Genomic DNA, 17,884 nt, shown 5'->3' with positions numbered 1-17,884 from the left:
TGTGAGGCTGGCAAGCCTTTTTTTGTTGAAACTTGAGTTGCAACGTTATGTACTTTTCCTTTTCAAAACTCTGTACTTCTATTTTGCACTAAACAAGATGTACATATTAAATACGGACATTAATCTAAATAATGAAAAAGCTACAAAAAATTATGTTGTAGAAGATTGTATAATCGAAATCAAGGGACACTATTCGCCCACCTTTTCATATAAAATATATATCTTCAATAAACATGACCAGCTTTTAAATCAAGAAGGCTTAAAGGTACATACAGAAAATTTATATGCGCCATTAATTGCTAATTCAGATAGAATCCAGTTTATATTGCAGCAAATCAAAACTCTTTATCAAATAAACGAGCCTATCCTTTTAATCGGTGAAAAAGGAACCGGTAAGGATTTTATTTCTACTTATATACATGACCAGTGTAATGAAGGCTTACTTTTAACAATTAATTTTGAAAAATATAATATCAACCAATTGGATAAGATTCCCTTAAACAGTGTCCGTACAATTAAATTTCAAAATTTATCACGAATCAAAGATAATCATGATAAGTTGTCAGCTTTTATCGAAATGTGCCTTAACTTAAAAATACATGTGTTTGTACTATTAGAAAACATCATTCAATTTGAACCTTTTACAAGTAAAATTTCTAATATAGTTGAACTTCCACCTTTGAATGAACGAAAAGAGGATATTGAAGGCTTTGTACAATATTTTTTATCCTCCTTCCATGAAAAATATGGAACTGTTGCTGTTAAGATCAAAGACGAATCGTTGTCTTTGTTAAAGGAAACTACCTATCCCTTCAATATTGATGATTTACGATTTGTCATGAAACAAATTGCTTTAAAAGAAAATTATATTGTCATTCAACATGAGACAGTTGAAAATGTTTTAAATGTAGAAAAACTTGCTTTAAAGGCTCTATCCTTTAAGGGAACATTAAAGGATATCGAAAAGGAAATCATTGAGCTTGTATTAAAAGAAGAAAACTTTAATCAGTCGAAAACAGCTGAGCGGCTTGGCATAAACAGAGCTACATTATGGAGAAAACTTAAAGAATGAGACAATGTGCGGACAAAATTAAATACTTGTCCGCACATTTTGCCTTTTTAGAGTGGTTTTAAAAAAAATAAGGTACCCTACTATTAAGATACCTCATTGTATATTATTCAAGTTTTTATTAATTTAGTAAATCATTATCACAGCTAGGGAATATATAAATACCTTGTATTAGCTCATAATCATAATATTTTTGTACAAATTTTTGTTGATATAAGTATTCTAATAAACAAATTTCGTCTTCATCTGCATCACATAAGACACCCGAGACGCTAAGTCCATTTTTAAACGCAACGCCAATCGGCTGACCAATTAAAAGTTTGATTTTATCAAGCATCGATTAGCTCCCTCCTTCCTCTAGTTTATGAGGAGAGATGTAAGCCTATTGTGCGTTAGCCTTATATGTAAAATTGATTTTTAGTTTCGTGTTATTTTTGATTCAAAATAATTACTTATACAAAACTCCCCCCAAACGATAAAATAATCCCGTTCAAATTGAACGAGATGTATTTTTTAGTCTCTTTTTGTTCCTCGCATCAGTTTTTCAAATCGTTGCATCACAGGATCGATTCTAGGTTTAAATTTAAAAGGATTTTTTTCAATTCCAAATTCTTCTCGAGTGTTTGATTGTATGACTGTTAGCTTTTCGTTTGCAGTACCTGGTGGATTATTTAACGTCTCTTTGCCATCAAAATGTGGTGTTGCTTCTACATGTTGATTTTCTGATCTTCTTGGCATCATATCATCTCCTTCGAAATTTAATATGATTACAATGCCCTACTTTTATTCAAATATATTTAACTTTATGTCAATAATTCTTACATAATATATATTATTAAAAGTTTCATCTATTTTGGTTTATATACTCACTTCTTTCGGACAAGCTAAAAAATACGCGCTTTATTTAGAAATACTTTGACATAGTCTCAAAAATAAGGTAAATTACCAAAGGGCGAACAATTAATGCCTATTACTAAAAAATATTCGTGATTTAGAGGTGTTCTTAAATGGAAAACGTATTTGATTATGAAGATATTCAATTAATCCCAAATAAATGTATAGTAAATAGTCGATCAGAATGTGATACTTCCATTATGTTTGGGGGTCATAAATTTAAATTGCCAGTAGTACCTGCAAACATGCAAACTATTATTGATGAAACGATTGCCATTAACCTAGCTGAAAATGGTTACTTTTATATCATGCATCGATTTAACCCGGAAACTCGTTCAGAATTCATAAAAAATATGCACTCTCGCAAATTGATTGCTTCTATTTCTGTTGGTGTTAAAGAAGAAGAGTATGCATTCATTGAGCAATTAGCTGTAGAAGAGTTAATTCCTGAATTCATAACAATCGATATTGCTCATGGACATTCGAACGCTGTTATTAATATGATTAAGCATATTAAGCATCATTTACCACAAAGCTTTGTTATCGCTGGCAATGTAGGTACTCCTGAAGCAGTTCGCGAGCTTGAAAATGCAGGAGCCGATGCAACTAAAGTTGGTATTGGACCAGGTAAAGTATGTATCACGAAGATTAAAACAGGATTTGGTACTGGTGGTTGGCAATTAGCAGCACTTCGTTGGTGTTCAAAGGCAGCAACTAAACCAATTATTGCTGACGGTGGTATTCGTACAAATGGTGACATCGCAAAATCAGTTCGATTCGGCGCTTCAATGGTAATGATCGGTTCTCTATTTGCTGGTCATGAGGAATCTCCAGGCCAAACAGTTGTTAAAGACGGTAAAATGTTTAAAGAATACTTTGGTTCTGCTTCTGAGTTCCAAAAGGGCGAAAAGAAAAACGTTGAAGGTAAAAAAATGTACGTGGAACATAAAGGATCTTTAATGGATACTTTAGTAGAAATGGAACAGGATTTACAATCATCTATTTCTTATGCTGGTGGAAGTAAACTAGACTCAATCCGTACAGTCGACTATGTAGTAGTAAAAAATTCTATCTTCAATGGAGATAAAGTATATTAATATCAATAAACGAGTAGAATTTCAGTTAAGTGAAATTCTACTCGTTTTTTTGCTTATCCCCTTCTAAATCTTTTTAAGAATGCTTGTACTCGTTCATTTTCTGTATGTTCGAGTACATCCCTAGCTGCCCCCTGTTCTGCAATTACCCCTTGATCTAGAAATAATACTTTATCTGCCACATCAAGAGCGAAGTCCATTTCATGTGTAACTAATACCATTGCCATATCGTCATTTTTTGCGATATCACGGATTACCTCTAATACTTCACCTACTAATTCAGGATCAAGCGCTGATGTAACTTCATCGAACAGCATGATTTTCGGTCTCATGACTAAAGCGCGAGCCATTGCTACACGTTGCTTTTGTCCTCCAGAAAGCTGTGATGGATAGAATTCTAATTTATCGCCCAGTCCTACACGGTCCAGCATTTTTATAGATCTTTCTCGGACCTCTTCCTTATTTTCTTTTTTGACATGTATTGGTGCAGACATACAATTTTCTAAAATCGTCATATGGGGGAATAAATTAAAATGCTGAAAGACCATTCCAATGTCTCCGCGAACATCACGTAGATGTTTTTCATTTGCACGAATACTTAAACCCTTTTTGTCCATCTTCCATAAATTTGTTCCATTGACAATTATGTCCCCTGAGCTCGGTTCCTCTAGAGTCATTAGCATGCGAATAATTGTTGTTTTACCTGAACCACTTGGTCCAATTACCGCAATTTTCTCACCTGGATGGATATCAAGATTGATGCCCTTGAGTACATGTACGTCACCAAAAGATTTCGTGACATCACGATATTTAACAATTGGCTCAGAATTTAATAAAATACTACTCTTTTTATCTTTCACTAATGTCTCAGACAATACGATCGCTCCCCTCAAGATTCATTCCTTGGATTGTTTTCATTTTCGATTTTGATAAAACTGCATTCTTGTCAAAGCGTGTATTCATTTTCACTTCTAATTTCCTAATTAAAATGGATGATGGGTAGCTTAATGCTAAGAAAATTATTCCAACAATTGTTAGTGGTTCTAGATATGCAAAATGTGAAGCTCCATAGGAATTTGCCATAAATAGGATTCCTCCCACACCTATTACCGATGCTAATGGAACTTCTTTGAACATAATAATGAAATAGTTTCCTAGCATTGGGATTGTTGGCGGTATGGCTTGAGGCAATATAATCTTTTTCCATTTATCTGCATTTGAAAAGTTTAGTGCAGTCGAAGCCTCCCATTGTCCTTTGTCAACACCTTCAATCCCTGAACGATAAATTTCACCAATATACGTACTGTAATGTATACCAATACCTAAAACAGCACATGTAAAAGGCTCTAATGTAACACCCACAACTGGTACCACTGGCCAAGCATAGTAAAGAAAGAATAGCTGAACTAATGGTGGGGTCGACCGGATAAACTCCATTACCCATGTACAAATCCAAACGATTGGCTTATTAGGTATCCGTCTTAAGAATATCCATACAAAACCGAAGAGTAATGCAAATCCAAAACATGCGAAGGTCAATCCGACAGTCAAACCTAACCCTTGCAATACAAGTGGAAATGCTTCTACAAATGTTTCCCATCTAAAGTTTGAACTCATTGGCTAGCCACCCCTTTCTTCGATAGTGTTTCTCCTTTTCTAGTTAACCAGATGAATGGAAGTGCAAGAATGAAATACATTAGTAAAACAACAACATACACTAAAGGAGCCTGAGCTAAATTAGTGCTACGCATGATATCTCCGTAGTATAAAATATCTCTCATTCCGATAAGCGATACGAGTGAGGTTGCTTTCATCATTTGAATCGTATAATTTCCAACCTCCGGGAGCATCATCCTGACTGCTTGTGGCAAGATAATCAAACGCATTCTTTGATAACTCGACATATTTAAAGCAATTGATGCTTCTGTCTGTCCTTTGTCTACAGCTAAAATAGAACCACGAACAACTTCAGCTAAATAAGCACCATAGTTAAGTCCAATCGCAATTACACCCGTCCACCAATTTGAACCCAATTGAATGCCAAAGAGCATAGGAATAGCGTAATACAGCCAGAACAATTGAACGATCAAAGAAGTGCCTCGAAAGATTTCAATATAGACACCTGCAATTTTATTTAAAATTGTATTTTTAGATGCTCTTGCAAGACCTGCAATAAACGCTACTATGTAGGCAATAATTGCTGAAGCTAGTAAAACTGAAACAGTTATCTGTAAGCCTCGCAGTAGTTGTGGAAGTATTTCAATAATGGCATTCATATTGATCATCCCTTTCTTATTGAATAATTAGAAAACTATAAATGGTTATGAAAAAAAAGGGACTTCCTCACGAAAGAAGCTTGTCCCTATTAAGAAACCATTTCTTTTACTAGTATTTAATTTCAGCTTAACCTTCTCCACCGCAAAGCTGCTCAGTTGTAACTGATCCAACTTCAACCATGTTACTAATTTCACTAAAGCCATTTTCCTCTAGTATTTTTGCAATTGTTCCGTTTTCTTTTAGCTCTTCTAGCTTCTCATTATAGGCAGTACGTAATTCCTCGTTATTTAAGTTGAAAGCTGCTGCACCATAGCTCGGTACTCCATCAACTGCTGGTTGCTCAAATGTTTCAACAAATTCTAATTTGTCAGTACCTGCCGATTCCAATGCCATCTTCACCGTCATTTCAGTACCTGTTGTTGCATCTGCACGACCTGCTTGAACAGCAGAGAAGGTTGCAGGAATATCAGGAGCTGTAATAATTTGCTCTGGGCTTACCCCTTCTTGTTTTAAAAATTCAATTTCAGTTGTGCCTTCCATTACTACCACTTTTAAATCTGAATTTGCTGCAATATCTTTATAGCTTTGAATATTTTTTGGGTTACCAGCTGCAACGATTAATCCTTCACCGTATTTCATCTCAGGTTCGCTAAATAAAACACGTTCACAACGATCTGCCTTGATGGCCATTCCTGCTGTGATAACATCAAACTGATTCGCTTGTACTCCAGGAATAAGCTGACTAAAGTCCGCTAATTGTGCTTCAACCTCTTCAATTCCAAGCTCTTTAAATACAGCTTTTGCAATATCTACATTGGCTCCTTTTATCTCACCATTTTCTTCATATGCATAAGGTACTTCATTTGCAAAACCGATTTTAACTTTACCTGCGTCTTGTAGCTGTGCAAGTTTTCCGGCACCATCAGTTGATGCTTCACCCTCTCCACCACACGCTGCCAATACAAGCATGGTTAATGCTGCTAAAAACATTAGTGCAATTTTTTTCATCGAAAACCAACCTCCTAGTTTTTTAAATGAACAATCTATTAGATTAGAAATTAGAGTTAAGTTTAAAGCATACTACCTTTTGCTCGGTCATCTCCTGTATAGAAAATGCTACCCCTTCTCTTCCAATCCCTGACTGTTTAACACCACCAAATGGCATTGCGTCAATTCGGAAATCACTGCTATCATTTACAATAACGCCACCGCATTCCAATTCGCGAATGGCTTTAAAGGCATTATCAAGGTTTTGTGTAAAGATACCTGCCTGAAGACCATAGGAGACATTATTTGATTTTTGTATTGCTTCTTCTAAATCATTAACTTTTTCAAGGATTAAAACCGGACCAAAGATTTCCTCCTGAGCGATTTTACTATTTGAATCGACATTAGTTAGGACGGTAGGTGAATAGAAAGCACCTTTTCTCGTACCCCCACAAAGAAGTGATGCCCCATTTCTTAGCGCTTCCTGTACTAGTTTTTCAATTCGAATAGCTTCTCTTTCTGTAATCAAAGGACCCATTTCCGTCTCTTCGCTTAACTTATCTCCTACTGAAAGTTGCTTCGTTGCTTCTGCTACTAATTCTTCAAAAATCTTGTAAACTTCCTTTTCAATATAAACTCTTTGGACACCCAGGCAGTTTTGTCCCGCTGCCCAAAATGCACCTGAAGCAATTGCTTTAACCGCCTCAAGAATGTCTGCATCCTTTAGCACGATACAAGGAGAATTAGATCCAAGCTCCATACTTAGTTTTTTAATGCCTGCCTTAGATGAAATTATTTTTCCTGCTTCATAGCCGCCAGTAAAGGAAATCATACGAACGTCTGGATGTGAAACAAGAACATCTCCAATTTCACTTGAATGACCTGTAATAACTGACAAAATCTTTTTAGGTAGGCCTGCCTGTGTGAATGCTTCTGCAAGCAACAAAGCACTAATTGGCGTTACTGAGGATGGTTTGATGATGATTGAATTACCAGCTGCAATTGCTGGTCCTAATTTATGGGCAACCAAATTCAAAGGGTCATTAAAGGGCGTAATTGCAACGATTAATCCAATCGGGAACCGCTGGTAATAGCCCACTCGATTCTCGTTTCCTGCCGTTTGGTCAAAGGGGATTGTTTCACCATGGATTCGTCTTGCTTCCTCGGCAGAAATTCGGATAGTTTCAATACAGCGCATAACTTCTTTTCTAGCTTCACGAATTGTTTTACTGCCTTCTGTAGCTATGGTTTCTGCAAAAAGTGATTGCTTTTCATCAATCCAATCCGCTGCCCTTTTCAAAATGCCCATTCTTTCAAAGGTTGATAAACGACTTGCAATCTCTGCACCCTGTACCCCTTCTTGAATAGCAAAAAGCACTTCTTCCTTAGTTGCAGCAGGCACTTGAGCAATAATCTCTCCATCCTGTGGATTTTCAACATCTATTAAATTTGTACCGATTACCCACTCACCTGCTAACAACATTCTCTTCTGTAATAATGTCCTTTCCACAAGCTCCCTCCTCCACAGACTTTCTCGTTCGATGAATATTTATCAAATCGATTAATATAGAAAAACCTGTTTCTACCTTTCCTGCTCCAGCCCCTATTAAAGTAATTGGTCCTGCAAGATCGCAAGTGTAAGTAATAGCATTTGTTGCGCCAGTAATATTAGCTAGAGGATGATCTAAAGCTATCATTTCTGGTTTTACAGAGGCGATAATGTTATCTTCCTCTTTTTTCAATTTGGCAATTAGCTTCCAGGTTTTCCCCTCTGCCTTTGCCTGTTCAATTTGGTTTTTAGTTAAGTGAGAGATACCCTGACACTGTACATCAGTAATTTTTAATGGATAGTTTAAAATAACATTCGATAGAATGACAATTTTATATAGAGCATCAAATCCTTCAACATCACTTGTTGGATCTGCCTCTGCGTAGCCAAGAGCTTGCGCTTCCTTCAAAGCCTCTTCATAAGAGAAGCCTTGTTCCATGCGTGTCAGCATATAATTTGTAGTACCATTTAAAATACCTTGTATTTCTGAAATATCATTTCCTGCCAATGAAGTTATTGGCATACGTAGAGCAGGTGTACCACTCATTACAGAGCCCTCATAGCCCCATTGTACCTGCATTTTCTGTGCTAAGGCATGCAATTGGGGATAAGCTAAAGCAACTGGTCCCTTATTGCTCATGATGACATTTCTTCTATGTTCAAAGGCACATTTACAATGATCGATTGCTGGTTGGCCCGTTTTTACATCAGTAAAAGTAACCTCAACAATTGTGTTTGCGTTAGAATTTCGAATTGTTTCAAAACTATTTAACCCGCGAACTAACCCCTTTTGATCTGGATATGCATCTAGCTTTCCTGTTTCTTTTACGACTTTTAATAAATTTTCTATTGAAAGTCCCTCAGGATGATAGAGTGAGCCCTTCATCACGTCACTAACCGCTACTATGACTGCATCAAGTCCAAATTGCTCTTTTAGTTGTCGCTTCTTGTTTTGAATAATTTCGGCGAATCCTTGGCCGACCACTCCAAATCCAAGTATTGCAATATGATGCTTCATAAATCTTCCTCCTTCCATTCACATCGCTTCATTTTCACTATTCAGATAATTCTGCGGAAGCTGTGCTCTTCCAAGCAAATAATTTAATAATGTTTGAGTTAATATTGCAGTCCCTATCGGTAAGCATCTTTCATCAATATCAAAAATAGGTGTATGGAGATCCCGCTTCATACCATCTGGAATCGAACAACCCAAGAAAATCATTGAGCCAGGAACAACTTTTGTCATATAAGAGAAATCCTCCCCCCCTAAACCAAAGGGGATATCAATAATGTTCATTGTTGGGTAAAGCTCTGATACTACTTCTTTTAATGTGGTATTTACTAGTGGGCTGTTATATAAAGCGGGCTCCCCATGTAAAACCTCTAATTCATAAGACCCACCGAATGCTTCTACAATTGAAAATGCTTTTTCTAAACGTTGCTCCAATTCTATACGAACCTCAGGTGTATAGCTTCGAAGTGTCCCCTGTAAATAGACTTCAGTTGGAATGATATTACTCGCGGAGCCTGCTTTTATTTCACCAATACTTACAACTGCTGCATCTAATGGAGATATATTTCTTGCAACAATCCCGTGTAGCGCCTGTAGTACCGGTCCGAGCATCCAAATAGGATCTGTTCCAAGATGAGGATATGCACCATGTCCACCAGTTCCAAAGATTTTAGCTTGGAATACATCTACGTTGGCCATGCTATATCCGTCATGTATTCGTGTCGTTCCAACTTCATGCTCTGGATCCATATGTAGTGCGATAATGCAATCTATATCTTTGAGAACTCCAGCCTCAATCAAATAAGGAGAACCTGTTTTTCCTGATTCATCAGTATTTTCTTCAGCTGGTTGAAAAATAAATTTCACAGTTCCTTGAATGTCACTATTTCTCCAAATTTCACCCATAATAGTTGCCACTGACAATGCAATAGCAGTATGGGCGTCATGTCCACATGCATGCATGACGCCACTATTCGCTGAAGGAAATGAATGCTCAGTAGTTTCTAAGATTGGAAGAGCATCCATATCAGCTCTTATCGCTACAGTTGGACCATTCCCTCTTGTTAAAGTTCCAACTACAGATGTTTCCACCCCAATACCCTTTTCTACTTGCATCCCCTCAATATTTGATAGCTGTTGGTATACAAATTTCGATGTTTCATATTCTTCAAAGCTTAATTCAGGATGCTGATGAAGATATCTTCGTAGTCTAATAATTTCATCAGATAATTTATGAACATATAAAAGGGTATTCATTTCCATTTGTTTCACCTTCTACCTTTAAACTGTTACAGTGTTTTCTTTTAATAATGCAAATGCTTGCTCTAAATCTTGGATTAAGTCTTCCGTATCCTCAATTCCTGCTGAAATTCTTACTAAGCCCTCTGGAATGCCCATTGCTGCTCTTTCTTCAGGTGTACATTCAACGTGGCTTGTAGTTCTAGCTGGACCATAAGTAGTTTCGACAGCACCTAAATTCGCTGCTCTATTTGCGTATTTTAATGCCGGTAATAGAATTTTTACTGCATCCATACCGCCCTTTAATGAGAAGCTTAGCATTCCGCCAAACCCTTTCATTTGTTTTTTAGCAATGTCATGGTTTGTATGTGTTGCGAGCCCAGGATAGAAAACGTCTTCCACAAGCTCCTGCTGCTGTAGATACTGAGCAATGGCTAAGGCGTTCTTTTCTTGCTGAACAACTCTTAATTTTAATGTTTTCATTCCACGTAATAATAAGTACGCTGCCCACGGATCTAATGTAGCCCCGTTAATTTCACGATAATGATAGATTGGCTCGATTAATTCCTTCGCACCGCAAACCACACCACCAAGAGCATCTGCATGCCCACCTAAAAATTTCGTTGCACTGTGTAAAACAAGATCTGCCCCAAGCTCAAGTGGATTTTGATTAATAGGTGTTGCGAAAGTATTATCCACAACAACTATGGCACCTGCTTCTTTCCCCTTCTTAGCCATTCTTTCGATATCTGTTATTTTTACTGTTGGATTTGTTGGCGTTTCTAAATACAGAATAGTACATCCTTTTTCAAGTTCTTCTTCAATCGCTTCATGATCACCTGTATCACATAAAGCTACTTCTATATTCATTTTCGGTAAAAATTCAGTGAAAATTTTATTCGTCCCACCATAAGTATCCTTAATTGAAACGATTCGATCACCAGGCTTTAAGAATGTATATAGTGTATTACTAATTGCAGCCATTCCAGTTGAAAAGCTTGTTGCGGCCTCTGCACCTTCTAGAATTTTCACCTTATCCTCGAAGGCTTGAACAGTTGGATTTGTATTACGTCCATAGATATGTCCTTGTTTTTTTCCAACAGCAACATCGTACCATTCGTCCATATCATCATAGTTGTAGGCTACACTTACAATAACAGGTACTTGAGTTGCCCCGTGTACAAGCACTTCTTTTTCTCCTGACCAAACAGCTTTTGTTCCTACATTAATTTTTTCTGTCATTTAAATCCCTCCAATTTATAATTGAAACTCTTTGATTTTAGTGTGTAATTGCTCATAGGCAAATCGTGCAATCACAGTATCTTGAACTCCTGTCCCTGTTAAATCACACACCGTAATTTGTCCGTCATTTTCTCGACCTTTTTTAAATCCAGCCGTGATTTCACCAAGTTCTATAATTGTTGAATCATCCTGAATGATATTTTGCTTCTTAGCGTGATGCAGTTCCCCTAGACGGAACACTTGGGATTTCACATCACACACAATCATATCTACCTGACTGAAGATTTTCTCATCTAGCTCTTGTTTATGCTCTGCATCAGACCCAATTGCTGTAATATGAAGACCTGGATGCAACCACTCTGCTTGAATTAAGGGAGTAGTTGAAGGCGTTGTTGTGACTACAATTTCACTTTCCTTTACTACTTGCTCCGGGCTTTTAGCTATAATTACTTTTTTGCCTAATTTTGCTTCCATTTCGACTGCGTATTTTTTTGCAGCCTCTTCATTACGACCAAAGATATGAATTGTATCAAATTCACGAACTTTAGAAAGTGCTTCAATTTGGTATCTTGCCTGTGTTCCAGTGCCGATTACACCAACATGCTGTATGTTATCTTTTGCTAAATATTTTGCAGAAACAGCACCAGCAGCAGCCGTTCGAACATCTGTCAAATAGCCATTATCAAGTAATATAGATTCTGTTTTGCCTGTTGTAGTGTTAAAGAGAATCATCATGCCACTTAAACTTGGCAGTCCAAGACTTGAATTATTAAAAAAACCTGATGAAATTTTAATAGCAAAAGTGTCTAAACCTTTGATATAAGCAGTTTTCACATCAATTTCCCCATTATTTTCAGGGATATCAATTCTCATAATCGGCGGCAGTGTCACTTTTCCATTAGCTAGAGCCATGAAGCCCTCTTCTACAATTTCAATAGCCTTCTCATTTACTGCCACATACTTTCTAATCTCTTCTTCCTTAAAAAGGTTCATAGTTTTCACACCTTAAAATACTTTTGTTGTATTTTTTACAAATAGCTGTCTTGGGAAGTTTGCAAAAACTTCAATTCCACTTTCGGTTACACGGAAGGATTCACTTAACTCCACCCCATATTCATCCAGCCAAATGCCAGGGATACAGTGGAAAGTCATATTAGGCTGTAAAATTGTATTGTCCCCAGGACGTAAGCTTGCAGTATGCTCGCCCCAATCTGGTGGATAATTTAACCCCATTGAATAACCAATACGAGATTCCTTTTCAAAACCACTCTTTGCGATTGTTTTGCGCCAAACTTCTTCTACTTCCTCACATGTAACACCTGGTTTAATAGAATCTAGTGTAATATTTAGCCCTTCTGTTACAACATCAGCCAAATATTTAATTTTCGGATCAGGTTCACCGATGAAAACTGTTCTAGATAGTGGAGAATGGTAGCGATTATAACAGCCTGCAAGCTCCAAAATAACCGGAATACCAGATTTATATTTTTCATCAGTCCATGTTAAATGAGGTGTAGATGTTCTTTCACCTGATGGCAATAGTGGCATGATTGCTGGATAATCACCGCCAAATTCAACAGTTCCACTTATTTGTGCATGCATAATTTTAGCAACAACATCACATTCACGGACACCTTCATCAATAGCATCAATTCCAACCTGCATAGCATTTTCTACAATTCTTGCAGCTTTTCTCATATATTCAATTTCTGTATCTGATTTAATAATTCTTACATAGTTTACGAGTGATGTGGCATCTGTGAAGGTAGCTTGTGGAAGACCAAGCTGTAATTGAGTGAAGCATTTAGCAGTAAAGTAATACGTATCCATTTCAAGACCTATAGTGCAATTTGTTTTACCAATCTCCTTTAGGATGTTGCAAACAAAATCCATTGGGTGTCTTTCTGTAGATTGAACATAATAATCTGGGTATGGAATAATATTATTTTCGTTTAGATAAGTCGTAACCTTAGCACCGTTCGCATCTTGATTTCGACCAATCCAGAAAGGTTCTTCTTCATCTAACAGTACAATTAGACATTGATGCACGTAAAACGACCATCCATCATACCCAGTCAGATAATTTAAATTAGCAGGATCCGTTACTAATAGGACATCCATTCCTTTAGAAGCCATTTTTTCTTTTGTTTTTTGTAGTCTTTCTTTGTATTCTGAAATCTCAAATACTGCCATATGAATCCTCCTTCGTTGTCATAAATCACTAACGATGTAATGATTTGTTACATTGAATTATAAATTCATAGCCTTCTCCAAAACAATCAGACAATTTGTATGAAATTATTAGACACTTTTTTAATTATTCTGAAATATTTAAAATATTATCTAAATTTTCATTTTATTTTATGTTAAAATACTTTACATAGATATTGTCGAGAGGAGATGTTTTAATATGCATGAAACTTCTAATGGGCTTTTAATAGAAAACAAGAGTATTACCTTACAAGATGTTTGGAAGGCAAAATCTAATATTTCATCATTAATCAAGAAGAGTCCCTTAGTGTACTCCCCTACCATTTCAAAATTAAAAGATGCTGAGATTTTTTTAAAATTCGAGCAGCTTCATGAAAGTGGCGCTTTTAAAATGCGTGGAGCAGTAAATGCAATTCATTGCCTATCTGAAGCTCAAAAATCCAAGGGTGTCATTACTTTTTCAACAGGAAACCATGGCTATTCTGTTGCATTAGCTGCTAAAAAATTAGGTATTCGAGCGGTTATTTGTGTCTCTACGCATGTTCCAAAAGCAAAAATCGAAAAAATACAAAGCCTAGGTGCTGAGTTAGAGATTTATGGAGAAAGTCAGGATAGCGCAGAACAAAGGTGCTATCAATTAATGAAAGAGCAAGGACTAACCTTGATTCCACCCTTTGATCACCCCCATGTTATAGCAGGACAAGGAACGATATCTTTAGAAATTTTAGAGGATCTCCCCACTGTCAACGGTGTCATTGGAGGCCTATCAGGAGGAGGTTTACTTTCAGGTATTGGTCTTGTTATGAAGTCAACCAACCCGGATATTCAGGTAATTGGCGTTTCGATGGAAAATGGTGCTGCAATGTATGAGAGCTTAAAGGCCGATAAACCGGTTGAAGTCAGTGAATTTCCTACATTAGCAGATAGTTTGCTCGGAGGCATTGGAGTAAACAATAACTATACTTTTAATATGATAAAAAGCTTTATTGATAAGTCTTATTTAGTTCCTGAAGAATCGATAAAAAAAGGAATGGCTTATTTATATAAAGAACATCAAATTATTGTTGAAGGTGCAGCAGCAATTGGAATTGGTGCAGTTCTGGACAATATCTTACATGTGCAGCCGCATACAAAATTGGTTATCATCATTACTGGCTGCAACGTTGACCTAGACGTTCATGCAAACGCGATCCAACAGTATATATAAAAGACATCAATTATATTAATGGGGGGATTCGAAATTGCAATATACTTTACAAGATGTACTAACAATTCCTTTACTTTCTAGTGCTAAGCTATTATCAGGAGAGGAAAGAATCGCTACACAAGTAGTAGATTCTGTTTCGGTAATGGAGCTGCCTGTAGAAGATTTTGTCAGAAATAATGAATTAGTTCTAACTACTGCAATTGGATGTGGGAATAACACCGAGGTTTTTGTTTCTTATGTGAAGGAAGTTTTTCTTTCTGGAGCAAGTGCACTTGCAGTTGCAATCGGAAGACATGTCCACTATATCCCCCAGGAAGTAATAGATTTTTGTAATATAAATAACTTTCCTATAATTGAGCTGCCCTGGGAGATTCGATTCTCAGATATTATTAAAATCATATTAGAGCAGTTAAATAATTGGGAACAAACCTCAACTATAAAAGCTGACGACATTCAAAGAGAGCTATTAAAGCTTTACTTAGACAATGAATCTATTGATACAGTTTTACGCTATCTCTCCAAGGACTTTCAAATGGATGTAACATTAACTTATAATGATGTTTTTGAAATATGTGAGCGGCATGATCAGAAGGAATCCTTTATTTTAAAGAAAGAGGAGCCATCCATTGTACATCTTAATAGCGGTATGTTCATGCAAATAATCCCTATTCATCTTTTAAATCAACAATATTGTTTTATCCTGTTTAAATCCAAAAAGCTTAATGCCTCTCCCCTCTCTTGGTTAGTACTAAATCAAATTGTGACAATTCTAACTCTATGGATTCAAAAAGAAAGAACTTTTTATCAAAATAAAGAGAAGGAGATTAATGACTATATCAAACTGTTACTAAATGGAAACTGGAGCGAAAAAGAGGAATTTATTAAACAAGGTCATAAAATCGGCATAGACGTTGAGGTTCCTTATGTTTGTGTGGTCGGTATTCCTGAAAAAGTTGAAGAATTCTACCATCTATATAAGAAGGATAAAAGTAAAGAGTCAGAGAAGGACTTTATACGGGCATTTTCAGAATTAGTTGAGACATCAGCCAAAAAAATAAACAAAAAGGTTATATATACTTTTCAAAAGGACTTACTCATCGTCTTTCTGGAATGTAAGGTGCAAGATGCCAGCCAAGATGTTAATTGCCTATTAAACTTACTAGATGAACATGTTAAAGAAAACAGAATACCCTCCATTTCATGGGGAATTGGCGAAAATCATGCCGGGTCACTGACATTTCATTTGAGCTATAAAAATGCGAGGACTGCATTAGAAATTGGAAGAAGTCAAAAAGGAGCCGGCTCGAGAAGCACCTTTGCGAGCACAGGGATTTATCAGCTGTTAATTTCGCTAACGAATAATACATTTTCTACAGAATTGATGCACGATACTATAGGTGTCATTGCAGCTTATGATAAAAATAACGGTCTTGATTTATTACATACACTATCCTCGTATATAATTCATCAAGGGAATGTGAGTCAGACCGCACGAGCCTTAAATTTGCATCGACAATCCTTATTGTATCGATTACGAAAAATCGAATCTCTTACTAATCGTTCTTTAAATGATCCTGATGATATCTTCTTATTGCAATTTTGCCTTAAGCTATGGACTGTTCGCTTTGAAAAGAAAGAAACCTCCAATATTATTTAAAACAGATAGAGAAGCGAGTAGATTTCAAACTTCGTACTCGTTTCTCTTTTTTTGGGGGTAAAAGAAAGTTCTTATTTGTGGTTAAAAAAGAGTGTAGACGATTATTACCTGTCTACACTCCCCTAAGGTTTTATAAATGCTCAACCAACAACTTATACTCTACATACCATTTTTCCCATTCATCGTTTGGAAGTAGATTTGTTTCACCTGTTACAATATCACTGAATCCTAACAAGCAAACATGCCAGCCTGCTAAATCTTTCGGCGTGTGGTCTGTAATAGTTGTGAGAATTTGTTTCATGATTAATTGTGAACCTGTGTCAGCAGGAGTGATTTCAAATCTAACAGTATCTTCTCCCCATTCAAACTGGAGGACTTTCCCCTCAACATAGTCTGTTATCAGTATTTTCTCCAGATTACCTGACCCATCATTATAATGAAAATTAATATTTCCACCTTTTCTTAGGTCTGTTATTTCAAGATGTTCCATCCAAAACTTAAACTTTTCATTGCTTATTAATGACGTCCAAACTTTTTCACTTGGTTCATCATATACTCGTTCATATTCTGCTGTATAACTTGTACCACTCTTATAAATTTTAGCTAGCATGTAAGATACCCTCCAATGAATAGTTGTCTCTACCATCATATTAAATAACAGCATATAAACCCAATGTAATGTAGCATCTTATTGAGTTAAAATTTGTTATAAGCCGGTAATGTGTAATCAGGCCAAGTTGTTCTCAGCCCAATTGTATACCCTCTGTAAAAAAGTGAGACTAACAGATGTCAGTCCCACTTTGCTATTCTTTACTTGTGTTAAATAACTTGATGTTACTTAACGGATAGATTCGGAATTTCGATTCACCTAATACAGATTCAATTGGTATTAAGCCAAAATGTCTACTATCAGAGCTTCTTAACCGATTATCCCCTAAAACAAATAAATAGCCTTTAGGTACCGTTTTATATCCGGTAATTTCTTCTAATGTAAAGTTTTCAGTTACCCGTTTTTGAAATGGATTACTATCATCTCGATTCACATAGGCTTCTTCATATTCTGTATTATTTATGATTAGGATATCGTCCTTCATTTCAACGGTATCACCGGGCAACCCTATAACTCTTTTGATATAATACTCTTTTTCGTAAGGTGCTTCAAATACAATCTGATCAAAACGATTGATTTCACTTATTTTACTAACAATTATTACATCCTGATTCTCATATGTAGGCACCATGGAAGCACCTTTAACAATAAGTGGGGAAAAAATGAATTCACGACATACAAATGAAATGACAATTCCAAAAAAAATAGCAACTAACCAAGACATAAATTCGCTTTTTGGTTTAGTTTGTTCTGTCATAATTATCCCCCTTTTGATATCTTACTATTTCCCTATAGTCTTCATCATTTTCAATAAATTATATGTTCAGCATCTTTTA

General features: G+C 36.2%; 18 protein-coding genes. 4 read left to right on the top strand and 14 right to left on the bottom strand.

Going from position 1 to position 17,884, the window contains the following annotated elements:
• Positions 1 to 97: 97 nt before the first annotated feature.
• On the top strand, positions 98 to 1,072 hold the full coding sequence (locus BJ095_RS15250) for a helix-turn-helix domain-containing protein (RefSeq protein ID WP_146223224.1): 975 nt from the start codon (positions 98 to 100) through the stop codon (positions 1,070 to 1,072).
• A gap of 118 nt (positions 1,073 to 1,190) precedes the next feature.
• On the opposite strand, the gene BJ095_RS15245 is transcribed toward BJ095_RS15250, so the two are convergent.
• Together BJ095_RS15245 and BJ095_RS15240 are read right to left on the bottom strand one after the other, a co-directional pair.
• Entirely contained in the window at positions 1,191 to 1,406 is a 216-nt protein-coding gene (locus BJ095_RS15245) for a hypothetical protein (protein ID WP_107934903.1), read from the bottom strand.
• Between the two features lie 176 nt (positions 1,407 to 1,582).
• Positions 1,583 to 1,807 carry a hypothetical protein gene (locus BJ095_RS15240; protein ID WP_107934902.1) on the bottom strand — a complete coding sequence of 75 codons (225 nt, stop codon included), beginning with the start codon at positions 1,805 to 1,807 and terminating at the stop codon, positions 1,583 to 1,585.
• Positions 1,808 to 2,076: 269 nt separating this feature from the next.
• On the opposite strand from BJ095_RS15240, the gene guaC reads away from it, so the two are divergent.
• Positions 2,077 to 3,060, top strand: coding sequence for a GMP reductase (guaC, locus tag BJ095_RS15235; RefSeq protein WP_107934901.1), 984 nt, complete (start codon positions 2,077 to 2,079; stop codon positions 3,058 to 3,060).
• Between the two features lie 53 nt (positions 3,061 to 3,113).
• On the opposite strand, the gene ehuA is transcribed toward guaC, so the two are convergent.
• The 10 genes from ehuA to BJ095_RS15185 form a co-directional block, all read right to left on the bottom strand.
• Positions 3,114 to 3,932, bottom strand: a complete 819-nt coding sequence (gene ehuA, locus BJ095_RS15230; RefSeq protein WP_282433272.1) for an ectoine/hydroxyectoine ABC transporter ATP-binding protein EhuA — start codon at positions 3,930 to 3,932, stop codon at positions 3,114 to 3,116.
• On the bottom strand, positions 3,925 to 4,674 hold the full coding sequence (gene ehuD, locus BJ095_RS15225) for an ectoine/hydroxyectoine ABC transporter permease subunit EhuD (RefSeq protein ID WP_107934900.1): 750 nt from the start codon (positions 4,672 to 4,674) through the stop codon (positions 3,925 to 3,927). The genes ehuA and ehuD overlap by 8 nt, the downstream gene beginning before the upstream one ends.
• Positions 4,671 to 5,333: an amino acid ABC transporter permease gene (locus BJ095_RS15220; protein WP_107934899.1), complete on the bottom strand. Its 663-nt coding sequence runs from the start codon at positions 5,331 to 5,333 to the stop codon at positions 4,671 to 4,673. The genes ehuD and BJ095_RS15220 overlap by 4 nt, the downstream gene beginning before the upstream one ends.
• A gap of 127 nt (positions 5,334 to 5,460) precedes the next feature.
• On the bottom strand, positions 5,461 to 6,342 hold the full coding sequence (ehuB, locus tag BJ095_RS15215; protein ID WP_107934898.1) for an ectoine/hydroxyectoine ABC transporter substrate-binding protein EhuB: 882 nt from the start codon (positions 6,340 to 6,342) through the stop codon (positions 5,461 to 5,463).
• Between the two features lie 43 nt (positions 6,343 to 6,385).
• Positions 6,386 to 7,804, bottom strand: a complete 1,419-nt coding sequence (locus tag BJ095_RS15210; protein ID WP_107934919.1) for an aldehyde dehydrogenase family protein — start codon at positions 7,802 to 7,804, stop codon at positions 6,386 to 6,388.
• Positions 7,788 to 8,888 carry a homoserine dehydrogenase gene (locus tag BJ095_RS15205; RefSeq protein WP_107934918.1) on the bottom strand — a complete coding sequence of 367 codons (1,101 nt, stop codon included), beginning with the start codon at positions 8,886 to 8,888 and terminating at the stop codon, positions 7,788 to 7,790. The genes BJ095_RS15210 and BJ095_RS15205 overlap by 17 nt, the downstream gene beginning before the upstream one ends.
• Positions 8,889 to 8,906: 18 nt before the next feature.
• Complete coding sequence (locus BJ095_RS15200) at positions 8,907 to 10,145, bottom strand: M20 metallopeptidase family protein (RefSeq protein WP_107934897.1); 1,239 nt, start codon at positions 10,143 to 10,145, stop codon at positions 8,907 to 8,909.
• Positions 10,146 to 10,163: 18 nt separating this feature from the next.
• Positions 10,164 to 11,363 (bottom strand): cystathionine gamma-synthase family protein, encoded by a 1,200-nt coding sequence (locus BJ095_RS15195; RefSeq protein ID WP_107934896.1) that lies wholly within the window; start codon positions 11,361 to 11,363, stop codon positions 10,164 to 10,166.
• Positions 11,364 to 11,378: 15 nt separating this feature from the next.
• On the bottom strand, positions 11,379 to 12,356 hold the full coding sequence (locus BJ095_RS15190) for a cyclodeaminase (RefSeq protein WP_107934895.1): 978 nt from the start codon (positions 12,354 to 12,356) through the stop codon (positions 11,379 to 11,381).
• Positions 12,357 to 12,368: 12 nt separating this feature from the next.
• Positions 12,369 to 13,556 (bottom strand): M24 family metallopeptidase, encoded by a 1,188-nt coding sequence (locus tag BJ095_RS15185; RefSeq protein ID WP_107934894.1) that lies wholly within the window; start codon positions 13,554 to 13,556, stop codon positions 12,369 to 12,371.
• Positions 13,557 to 13,773: 217 nt separating this feature from the next.
• Here BJ095_RS15185 and eutB point away from each other — a divergent pair, with 217 nt between their 5' ends.
• Positions 13,774 to 14,781: a hydroxyectoine utilization dehydratase EutB gene (gene eutB / locus BJ095_RS15180; RefSeq protein ID WP_107934893.1), complete on the top strand. Its 1,008-nt coding sequence runs from the start codon at positions 13,774 to 13,776 to the stop codon at positions 14,779 to 14,781.
• A 34-nt stretch (positions 14,782 to 14,815) separates the two neighbouring features.
• Positions 14,816 to 16,438: a PucR family transcriptional regulator gene (locus tag BJ095_RS15175; RefSeq protein ID WP_107934892.1), complete on the top strand. Its 1,623-nt coding sequence runs from the start codon at positions 14,816 to 14,818 to the stop codon at positions 16,436 to 16,438.
• 130 nt (positions 16,439 to 16,568) lie between these two features.
• On the opposite strand, the gene BJ095_RS15170 is transcribed toward BJ095_RS15175, so the two are convergent.
• Positions 16,569 to 17,048, bottom strand: a complete 480-nt coding sequence (locus BJ095_RS15170) for an SRPBCC domain-containing protein (RefSeq protein ID WP_181418093.1) — start codon at positions 17,046 to 17,048, stop codon at positions 16,569 to 16,571.
• A gap of 193 nt (positions 17,049 to 17,241) precedes the next feature.
• The gene (gene lepB / locus BJ095_RS15165) at positions 17,242 to 17,805 is read right to left on the bottom strand and encodes a signal peptidase I (protein ID WP_107934890.1); all 564 of its coding nucleotides are present in this window, start codon (positions 17,803 to 17,805) and stop codon (positions 17,242 to 17,244) included.
• Positions 17,806 to 17,884: the final 79 nt, after the last annotated feature.

Source organism: Ureibacillus chungkukjangi (assembly GCF_003217295.1).
Classification (GTDB): Bacteria; Bacillota; Bacilli; order Bacillales_A; family Planococcaceae; genus Ureibacillus; species Ureibacillus chungkukjangi.
The sequence above is the reverse complement of the archived record's forward strand: the minus strand, read 5'-3'. Positions and strand labels throughout refer to the sequence as shown.